We start from the raw sequence: 4500 nt of genomic DNA on the forward strand, positions 1-4500 counted from the left end.
CGGAAATCAACGGGCATAATTCATAAGCTAAAACAAATTTATAAATAGGCATATGAATGGTGGGAGGCGGTAGATAACAATGAAAAAACGGGAAGTGCAGGCTTCTGTTAAAGATGAGCGTCTTGTCAAAAAAAGACGCGATCAGATGATTAAAGGTGCCGTCACCCTTTTTATCCAAAAAGGGTTCCATCGTACAACAACTAGAGAAATCGCAAAGGCATCTGGTTTTAGTATTGGAACGCTTTATGAATACATCCGGACAAAAGAAGACGTCCTGTACCTGGTTTGCGACAGCATATACGACCAGGTAGCCGAGCGGCTACAAAAAGGCCTTGATACAAAACAGGGCACACTGGAAAGCCTGAAACAGGGCATCGCCGATTACTTCAAAGTGGTCGACGAAATGCAGGATGAAGTGCTTGTCATGTACCAGGAAGTAAAGGCGCTGACAAAGGACGCCCTTCCATATGTGCTTAAGAAAGAAATTGAAATGGTCGGCATGTTCGAGCATGTCATTACCCTTTGCGTGGAAAACGGGGAACTGGACCTGCCGGAGGAAAAAATCAAAATGATCGCCCATAACATTTTTGTCCAGGGGCAAATGTGGGCGTTCCGCCGCTGGTCCTTGCAGAAAATGTACAGTATCGACGAGTATATCCAGCTGCAGACCAATCTTCTTTTCCAGGGAATAAAGGATTCAGGCAAGGTGTCGGAAAAAGCTTAAGAATAGTGCAGGGCTTGGCCTTGCGTTTACGGACAAGGAGGAGAACGATGAGCAATCCAGAAGTCTATAAGCCGAAAAATCATATTCGTTTTGTGACGGCTTCCAGTCTATTTGACGGACATGATGCTTCCATCAACATTATGCGCCGCATCATCCAGGCAAGCGGGGCAGAGGTCATCCACCTCGGCCATAACCGTTCTGTGGAGGAAGTCGTAAATGCTGCCATCCAGGAGGATGTGCAGGGAATCGCCATTTCCTCTTATCAGGGAGGACATGTGGAGTACTTCAAATATATGTATGACCTTCTGAAGGAAAGAGGCGCATCCCACATCCGCATTTATGGCGGCGGAGGCGGTGTCATCATCCCGAAGGAAATCAAAGAATTGCATGATTACGGAATCGCGAGGATTTTCTCGCCGGAAGACGGCCGGAAGTACGGTCTCCAGGGCATGATTGATCAAATGATTAAGGATTGTGATTTCCCGACATTTACAGCTGAAGCATCCGAGCAGATTGAAAAGCTTCAGGATGGAGAAACCAATGCCATCGCCAAGCTGATTACACTGGCTGAGCATCAGGTAACCGTAGGCAAGGAAGCGGCAGCAGCGCTTGAGCCGGTTATGGAGAAAGTGAAATCACTCGAAAAGCAGGTTCCGGTTGTAGGGATTACAGGAACGGGCGGTGCCGGAAAAAGCTCGCTGACAGATGAGCTGATCCGCCGTTTCATTAATGAAATTCCGGAGAAAAAGATCGCGATTCTTTCAGTGGATCCGACAAAGCAAAAAACGGGCGGTGCGCTTCTTGGCGACCGTATCCGCATGAACGCCATCTTTAATCCGCGCGTCTACATGCGAAGCCTGGCAACAAGAAATTCCCGCAGTGAGCTGTCGCTTGCGATTCAGGATGCCATTTCAGTTGTCAAAGCAGCCGGTTTTGATTTGATTATTGTGGAAACAAGCGGAATCGGGCAGGGAGATGCCGGCATTACCGAAATTTGTGATGCTTCGATGTATGTCATGACAAGTGAATTCGGGGCGCCATCCCAGCTTGAAAAAATTGATATGATCGATTATGCCGATTTAATCGTCATTAATAAATTTGAGCGCAAGGGCTCAGAGGATGCGATGCGCCAGGTGCAAAAGCAGTACCAGCGCAGCCGGATGCTTTTTGAAAAAGAGCTTGAAGACATGCCTGTCTACGGAACCATTGCGAGCCAGTTCAATGACCCGGGTACAAACGCGGTGTTTGCGGCACTGGTCGAAACGATAAATGAAAAAGCAGGTACAGATTGGAAAACCAGTTTTACGAAAAACGCAAAGGTTGAAAAGCAGAATGTCATTATCCCGAATGATCAGCGCTATTATCTCCGCGAAGTATCTGAAGCGGTCCGCGGCTACCATAAAAAAGCCGAGGAGCAGGCTGATCTTGCCCGCAAACTGTTCCAGCTTGAGGGAGCACTGCTTGCTGTAAAGGAACAAGAAGGAAATGAAGAAGTCATTGCCTCTCTTGAAGCCATTAAATCCGCTGCAGAAGAAAAGCTGACGGCTGAAACAAAGAACATTTTGGCAGGCTGGGAAGAACTGAAGGAAAAATACTCAGGCGAGCAATTTGTAACAAAAATCCGCGATAAAGAAATCGTGACCGTTTTAAAAACAAAGAGCTTATCCGGGCTGTCCATTCCAAAAGTGGCACTGCCTAAGTACAAGGATTACGGAGAAATCATCCGCTGGGTTTACAGAGAAAACGTGCCGGGTTCATTCCCGTATACAGCCGGTGTTTTCCCATTCAAACGCGAGGGTGAAGATCCGAAAAGACAGTTTGCCGGAGAGGGTACGCCTGAACGGACAAACCGCCGTTTCCATTATCTGTCCAAAGATGATGCTGCAAAGCGCTTGAGCACAGCCTTTGATTCGGTAACCCTCTACGGGGAGGATCCTGACTACCGCCCGGACATTTACGGAAAAGTCGGGGAGAGCGGAGTCAGCATCTGTACGCTTGATGATATGAAGAAGCTGTATGCCGGCTTTGACCTGTGCCATCCATCTACATCTGTTTCGATGACGATCAATGGGCCGGCGCCGATTATTCTGGCCATGTTCATGAACACGGCGATTGAACAGCAGATTGAGGCAAAAGAGCAGGAGCTTGGCCGTGTGCTGACAGTGGAAGAGTTCACCGAAGTCAGGGCGCAAACGCTGCAGACGGTCCGCGGAACCGTTCAGGCTGATATTTTAAAAGAGGATCAGGGACAGAATACTTGTATCTTCTCGACAGAGTTCGCTTTAAGAATGATGGGGGATATTCAGCAGTACTTCATTGACCACAAGGTCCGCAATTACTACTCAGTATCCATTTCCGGCTACCATATCGCGGAAGCGGGCGCTAACCCGATTTCACAGCTTGCCTTTACACTGGCAAATGGCTTTACGTATGTGGAGTACTATTTGAGCAGAGGCATGAACATCAATGATTTTGCACCTAATCTGTCATTCTTCTTCTCGAATGGACTGGATCCGGAGTATACGGTGCTTGGCCGTGTGGCCCGCCGCATCTGGGCAACGGTTATGAGAGATAAATACGGTGCAAACGAGAGAAGCCAGAAGCTGAAGTACCATATCCAGACTTCAGGTCGTTCCCTGCATGCACAGGAAATCGACTTTAACGATATCCGCACAACGCTGCAGGCGTTAATGGCGCTTCAGGATAACTGCAACTCGCTTCATACCAATGCGTATGATGAAGCCATCACGACACCGACGGAAGAATCTGTCCGCCGGGCAATGGCTATCCAGATGATCATTACAAAAGAGCATGGCTTATCGAAAAATGAAAATCCGCTTCAAGGCGCATTTATCGTGGATGAGCTGACAGATCTTGTGGAAGAGCAGGTGCTGAGAGAGTTCGAACGCATCAATGACCGCGGAGGCGTTCTTGGTGCCATGGAAACTCAATACCAGCGCGGCAAAATCCAGGATGAGTCCATGTACTATGAAATGAAAAAGCATACCGGCGAGCTTCCGATCATCGGAGTTAACACGTACTTGAACCCAAATCCTCCATCAGAGGACGAAATGAACAACATGGAGCTTGCAAGGGCAACGAAGGAAGAAAAAGAAACACAAATCCGCAACCTGCGCAGCTTCCAGGAGCGCAACAAAGACAAATCGGAAGAGGCACTGAACCAATTGAAGGAAGCAGCAGTCAGCGGCGGAAACATCTTCGCCGAGCTGATGGAAACCGTCAAAGTGGCAAGCCTCGGCCAGATCACCCGTGCATTATACGAAGTGGGCGGGCAGTACAGGAGGAATATGTAAAAACAGGGCCTGCGCTGCAGGCCCTTGTTTTCTGCACTATTTTTTAACATAGAATTAATATAAAATACATCCATATCCTATATAATGGAATCAATACATAGCAATGCACTTCGGGAAGCCTGGGATGTGAAAATATGAAAAAAATCATGCTCTACGCAGCCATACTTGCCGCTACTGCAGGTGTTTACTTTTTATACGGAAAACAGCTGGGAGCCATAGCATTCTTCCTGCTCTCCATCTACTTCACCTGGCTCGCCTATAAAAAATGGGACCGGCCGCTGAGGGGCAGGAGAAAACGGAGGGCAGATTAGCATCTTTTTAACGGATAATAAAAAAAGTTATTGTCTTGCAAATACAATAAAAGTTTTTCTGCTGAGTTAATTGGAGCGGAGGGCATTTGATCCTCGAAAATGCTAACGCATTTTCTTCGTGCGGTGTTTATCCGAGGAAGCCTATTCAATG

Annotated in this window: 3 protein-coding genes; all 3 read left to right on the forward strand. The window is 47.7% G+C overall.

Annotated elements, in window-relative coordinates; all coding sequences use genetic code 11:
* The first annotated feature begins 79 nt into the window (after positions 1-79).
* Entirely contained in the window at positions 80-724 is a 645-nt protein-coding gene (locus tag CHI10_RS04875; RefSeq protein ID WP_095243203.1) for a TetR/AcrR family transcriptional regulator, read from the forward strand.
* Between the two features lie 47 nt (positions 725-771).
* Complete coding sequence (gene icmF, locus CHI10_RS04880) at positions 772-4038, forward strand: fused isobutyryl-CoA mutase/GTPase IcmF (RefSeq protein ID WP_095243204.1); 3267 nt, start codon at positions 772-774, stop codon at positions 4036-4038.
* A gap of 134 nt (positions 4039-4172) precedes the next feature.
* Positions 4173-4349, forward strand: a complete 177-nt coding sequence (locus CHI10_RS22235) for a hypothetical protein (protein ID WP_179288956.1) — start codon at positions 4173-4175, stop codon at positions 4347-4349.
* Positions 4350-4500: the final 151 nt, after the last annotated feature.

The sequence above is a fragment of the Bacillus sp. 7894-2 genome, assembly GCF_002272225.1.
Taxonomy (GTDB): domain Bacteria; phylum Bacillota; class Bacilli; order Bacillales; family Cytobacillaceae; genus Cytobacillus.